Below are 5,698 nucleotides of genomic sequence, written 5' to 3'. Positions count from 1 at the left end.
ATCGCGCTGGCTCCCCCCGCAGCGTTCATCGCGCCAGCAGCGATCATAGCTCCACCCGTGGCCGCAGCCCCAGCGGCCATCCCGGCAGCGCCCAGCGCCGCCCCTGCCCCAAAGGCTCCGATACCGCCCGCCGCGTGGATCGAGCCGCCGCTTATAACGCCCCCGACCATCGCGGGAACCTTGTTTACGAGCGCCAGAAGGACGACCGCGAAGACAAGCATGGTCCCTAAATCTTGGAGAGACGAACCCTCGCCCGTTGCGGCATAATATTGGTCAAGGAAGGTTTTGCCGACGCCGACGATAAGAACCATCGTCATCAGGGACGCGCCCACCGCGACCACCGTTTTGAAATAGTTCAGCGCAATATCGCTGGTCCACCGCGCGCCGCCGAAGCCCAAAAAGATAACCCCGGCATAGGCGAGGACATAGCCGGAGGCCAACAGCAGCAGCATATTCACGCCGACGAGAGCCAAAACAATCAGGATGCCCAGCGAAACCAAGATAGAAAGAGCGGAATCGACCGGAGTTAGGACGCTGGACGCTTCGACAGCTTGGCGGAAAATGTCGAAACCAATGTCCACAATACCCGATGGTGCGAGATTGTTAGGCAGGCCGGATGCCTGCGCACCCAACGAGCGCAGCCCTTCAATGATCGCCAAGCCGATCGCCGGGCCGTTGATGAGCAGCCACCAGAAGAAGCCGCAGAAGATGGCGAAGCGAATTGCTTCCGAAGCAAATTCGCCAAGATCGGCGCGGCGCAACGCCATTACCCCGAACGTCCAAATGAGGCTGACCGCCGCTAGTGTGCCGAATAGAATTGTCGCGTGCGTTGTGAAGACGCTCGCCCACGCCGCCGCCATGCTCTTATATTTGTTCAGAACATTATCGAGCATACCTTGCGATTGCGCATAGGCGGGAGTCGCGGCGAGCGTGAGCGCCACCCCCAAGGCGGACAGGTGTAGGCGAGCCAGAGCCTTCATAGTGCTATCCTCTGATAGGTTCCGATCGGCGTCGGCTTGGTTTCGTGCGCTAGTGCGCTGCCCGCTTCTTGGCACTCCGCGTCGGTTTCGACGCCGGATTTGCATCGGGCGACCTTCTCGCGGGCTTCGTCTAGGTGTTGAGAGTAATAGAGCATCGTTTTCGGTTCGGACTCGGACTTGCCGCAGGCCGCGAGAAGAAGTGTAGCGGTGCAGCAGGACGCGGCGATAAGTTGACGCAATTTCGGCATGGGCTTTCCTTAATTCTGATAGGTTCCGATCGGCGTCGGTTTGGTTTTCCGCATTGCGGCCGATGCCTCTGTTGCCGCAGCATCGCGATCGAGCTGATATTGTGATTGGGCCGTTAGCGCGGCGCTTTGTGCGAGCAGGACGCCGCGAATTTTCTGCAACTCACTGGCTTGTTGGGCCGCAAATTGATTGGCGTAGGACAGGGCTTGCATTTGCCCGCTCGCACCCGTGGCATTGGCCTGCAACTGGTCGAGGCGCTGGCCGTCAGACGCAAGCGTTGTCATGGCGCTGTTGATGCCGTTCATAGCGTCGGCATTTGCGGCCATCTGGCTTGTCGTGCGGGCGCGAGTAGCGGACAGAGCCGCCGCGCGCTGCGCCGCCGTGCAGTTCCCGAACGTGCAAGCATTGGTCTGATAGTAAGACGGATTTTTGAATTGATTCATGTAGGTGTTCACGTCGCCAGCTTGACGAGCGAACGAGCTGATTTGATTGACCTGCCCTTGGAGGCTGTCGATCGTTTGCGTAGCCTGCTGCCAGAGCTGGACCGGCGCGCCGACCGTGTTCTGAATCATATTTTGGTATTGCTGTAGCTGCGTCTGATACTGCTGGATTTGCTTCGCCACCGTGGCGACGTTTTGCAGCGCGGAAACGGTTGTCTGGCGGACGTTCGCAACGTCGATAACCGAGATTTGCGCATTGGCGGACGGGGCCGCCAGCGCGAGAGTGATCGCCAAAGAAATTTTAGCGGCTAAAATTCGAGACTTCATTTTGCTTGCTCCCTTTCATCTGGCGTCAATAATCGAATGAGCGGTAAGGCTTTGAAAATGTGAGGTCTTTCACGACCACCACATTGAAGCGGAAGCCGGGCCGGATAATCAGCGTGGGCGATATGTTCAGATTGCGCTCAATCATCATCGCCGTGGTCTGTCCGAGCTGCTGGCCGAGAGCTTGGCTAAGGGCTTGGCTGGCGGACATGGTGCCATTGGCGTTTAGGCCGGTTTGCGGCTGACTAAGGGTTACGCCAGCGGTCACACCAGACATGAGCAGAGCGGAGCCGAAGATACGGAACCAATGCGCGTTCACTTGGTCATGGAACCCGGCATAGCCCGCGCTGTCCGACCCCGGCATAGCGCCAAGGTCGATCGCCTTGCCGTCAGGAAAGATGATCCGTTGCCACGCGATGAGCGCGCGCGTCTGCCCAAAAACCGGGTTGGAATCATACGCGCCGACAAGGCGGGAGCCTTGCGGGATCAGGAGATAGCGGCCCGTCGCGGTATCGAACACGTTTTGGGAAACTTGCGCGACAATCTGCCCCGGTATTTGCGAGTTGATGCCGGAGATCAGCGTGCCGGGAATTACGAAGCCCGCGCGGAGCTGGTAGCGGGAGGGCGCTTCTACTTGGCTGTTCGAGGCCCAGCGATTGCCACCCGCATTGTTGGCGAACTGGCCATAGTTGGCAGGCGGGCGGGCATTAGCGGCACCCTGCCCGGCTCCGGCTCCTCCCCCGGCCACTTGGTTTGACAGGGCCGTAAGGGCGGCAATGTCGGAGGCCGAGGGCTGGCGGCCCTGCGCCATTGCAGCGGCCATTTGTTGTTGCAGGGCGACGAGCTGGCTTGCCGGATCAGCGCCGCCACTCATGCCGCCAGCGCCAGAGGATGCCCCATTGCGGCCGTCCTGCCATTTCAGGGCGGTAGGAGAGCGCACGGCGCTGCCAAATTGGGCAAGGCGTGCTTCGCGTATCGCTTCCATGCGTGCCCGGCGCAGATCGGCCGCCGTGGGGCCGTTGGGTTGCGCTGGCGAGGCGGTGACGGTTGGCGGTGCATTGGGATCGACCGGCGCGACCGGGATGCCATCGGCAGGCGGCAGCGGGGGCGCGTTCGCCATCACTTCCGCAGCACCGCTTGGAGCGGTCCCCGCAACCTTGTTCGCAACATCGGCCGAGCTTTGACCGACAGCCGGTTGAACCTTGGTCGCCGCATTGTCCGAGGAGCGATCAATCATAATCGACACCACGATGGCGATGAACAGCGCCACAATGCCGAGGACGATCAGCAGCGGCGCATTATTGACCCTGCGAACTCCCGTGACCAAGCGCCCGCTGTTCCCGTCCGCTGCACCGCCCGGCGAGGCTTCCGGCGACATGCTATCAGCATCAGACATAAACCTACCCCCTTACCCGGCCTTGACGACGCCACAGCGCGCGGCACGGATGCCCTTGCACTTGGCGCGCGCCGTCGCGCTGGATTGAAACTGTCCGAATTGGATGCCGTGAGAGCGGCCGTTTTGGACAAAGCGCGGCGTCATGCTCGCCCACGAAGGGCGAAGGCGCGCCGTCGCGCGCCAATAGGCGCGTGCTGCGCTTTCGGAGGAGAAGCCCGTCAGGCTGACAGACCACGTTCCTGCCCCCGTCTCATTGCCGCTAAAGCCGGTTTGCGGGTTGGCGACAGGCGACGGATCGGGAGGCGGTGCGGCAGGCGCTACGGGCCGGTTCGCCCGTTCGATCAGCTCCGGCGTTGCGCCGGTCAGATCGAGCGCCCACCCGGCAGACGGGTAGATGCCCTTTTCATCCACGCCATATATGCGGGAGAAAGTTTGCGCGCCAACCCGCAGCGTCACACGGTAGGAATCGGCAATCGGCTGATCGACGTAGTAACGCAGCGGCGTGGCCGCAGGATCGGGCTTCACGCCCTTGCCCGTCTCAATCACCGCATAGCCCGCTTGGCGCATCGAGGAGCGCAGGCCCTCGCCATAGGCTCCGCCCCCGCCAGTCGGGATCAGCACCCGGCTAATCGCGGGCGGGTAGAGTTTCACCAGCTCCGCCACGGAATCGTCAACGAGGGCTTGGGCCTGATCGGGAGGAGCCGGAACGGCGAAGCTGTCCCGGTGCGAAACGCCCGCGCAGCTCGTAAGCAGGAAGGCCGCTGATACAAAAATCGCACCGCGCACGATCAGCCCCCCCTTGTGATGGTGACGCGCTCTTGGCGCTTGCCGACACCGGAAATGAGGACCGCTTGGTCAAAAATCTGATCGACAATGTAGCGGCCATCTTGGAGCCGGTAATTGACGATGGAGGTATCAGCCGCCTTGGAGACGCTGCCCCCGGCCCGCACGATCAGGAGCGACGGCGCTTCCGTCTGCTCCATCGCGTGCGGCATTTCGATGATGGTTTTGACGCCATCATTGTAAACCCGGACGGGCTTCCAGCGCGCGCGGCCGTCAACGCTATAGTGGAAATCGAGATTGGAGAGATATTCGCTCCCTCCCCTGCCCGTCCCGCGCGCGCCATCGGGCACCGCCATCGTGTTTTCGGCGCGCGCCGTGTCCGATCGAGCGCGGAAAGCGGCCCACTTGGCTTGCGCTTCATCGGGATAGGTGAACGCGACCCGCGACATGAATTGCGTCCGGTGCGACACCAACCGGATATGGTAGGTGCGGCGATCGGTCGTCACGATCAGCGTTGTATTCAAGTTCGCATCGAGCGGCTTGATGATAAGATGCTGGGTTTCGTTCGGCCCCGAATTGGAAATGGCCGGTTCGATCATCCAGCGGGCACTATCGCCCACATTCACCGAATTGATGTTCTCGCCCGGCTGCAACTGCACATCGCAGATTTGCAGCACAGCACAGACCACGGAAGGTTCGGAGGTGCCGAAAGCGAACAATACCGCGCCTTCGGTGCCCGGCACCGGCTTGATGCCTTCGGCGCTTTCCGCCTGCCAGCGCCGCGCGATCGTCAGGCCCTCGCGCTGGGTGCGCGTCAGGTTCGGATTGCGCGGGTTGATATAGGCATTGGGATCTACTTGCCCCCCTCCCCCGGCTGGCATGGGCGCGTTCGCTGGCGGCATGTCGTCGGGAAGCGGCGGGCCGTCCTGCGCGGACGCGAGCGAAGGCAGCGCCGCGAGGGCGGCGGCGAAATAGGCGATCTTTTTCATGTTGATTGTCCCTCCCATCAGAGTGTGCGCGACCAAGAGAAATCTTGGACGAACACGCCCAAGGGATTTTGCTTGATTTGTTCTTCCGTGGTTGCCGAGCTGGGTGGCGCAACGCGGATCGTGACGAGCGCGCGCATTTTCGCCGGGGGCTGGATAGGCTGGCCTTGCCGATCGCGCTCCGTCTCGGTCCAATCGACCTGCCAAGAGGTCTTGGTTTGCTGAATCACCGAGGCGATTTCGACCGATACGGTTTCCCGCGCCGCGCGGGCGAAAGGCGTATTGTCGGGGTTGCCGTTGAGATAGTCGGTCATCTTTGCCAACGCCGGATCATTCGGCGCGAGCATCCCATAGACCCGGAAAATGGCTTGCTTTTGGAGTTCAACGTCAGCCGTCACCATGCGGGCCGACTGGATGAAGGAGCCGACTTGGCGTCACCTCAAGGTTTGTTCGCCAGACAACGATTTCTCGGACATAAGCGGAACATGGGCTACGCTACACGCTTCAACCGCGCCATTGGCTCGTTGAGTGGGTGGAATTCAC

General features: G+C 61.6%; 6 protein-coding genes and 1 pseudogene. All 7 read right to left on the bottom strand.

Translation table 11 applies throughout. From position 1 onward, the window contains the following. Positions 1–980 (bottom strand): P-type conjugative transfer protein TrbL (gene trbL, locus FFS08_RS23225; RefSeq protein ID WP_137871865.1); only part of this gene is annotated, 980 nt, incomplete at its 3' end. After that, on the bottom strand, positions 977–1,228 hold the full coding sequence (locus FFS08_RS23220; RefSeq protein WP_137865119.1) for an EexN family lipoprotein: 252 nt from the start codon (positions 1,226–1,228) through the stop codon (positions 977–979). The genes FFS08_RS23220 and trbL, both read right to left, overlap by 4 nt. A 9-nt stretch (positions 1,229–1,237) precedes the next feature. Beyond that, positions 1,238–1,993, bottom strand: a complete 756-nt coding sequence (gene trbJ, locus FFS08_RS23215) for a P-type conjugative transfer protein TrbJ (RefSeq protein WP_022675885.1) — start codon at positions 1,991–1,993, stop codon at positions 1,238–1,240. Between the two features lie 25 nt (positions 1,994–2,018). Then, positions 2,019–3,386: a TrbI/VirB10 family protein gene (locus tag FFS08_RS23210; protein ID WP_249341339.1), complete on the bottom strand. Its 1,368-nt coding sequence runs from the start codon at positions 3,384–3,386 to the stop codon at positions 2,019–2,021. Between the two features lie 12 nt (positions 3,387–3,398). Further along, positions 3,399–4,172, bottom strand: coding sequence for a conjugal transfer lipoprotein TrbH (locus FFS08_RS23205; protein WP_137865118.1), 774 nt, complete (start codon positions 4,170–4,172; stop codon positions 3,399–3,401). Between the two features lie 2 nt (positions 4,173–4,174). Further along, positions 4,175–5,158 carry a P-type conjugative transfer protein TrbG gene (gene trbG / locus FFS08_RS23200; protein ID WP_100239862.1) on the bottom strand — a complete coding sequence of 328 codons (984 nt, stop codon included), beginning with the start codon at positions 5,156–5,158 and terminating at the stop codon, positions 4,175–4,177. A gap of 17 nt (positions 5,159–5,175) precedes the next feature. Beyond that, positions 5,176–5,574: pseudogene (locus tag FFS08_RS23195) on the bottom strand (VirB8/TrbF family protein); the annotation flags it as partial. Positions 5,575–5,698: the final 124 nt, after the last annotated feature.

The sequence above is a fragment of the Sphingomonas sp. 1F27F7B genome, assembly GCF_005503355.1.
Classification (GTDB): Bacteria; Pseudomonadota; Alphaproteobacteria; order Sphingomonadales; family Sphingomonadaceae; genus Sphingomonas.
This window is presented reverse-complemented; position numbering and strand designations above follow the sequence as displayed.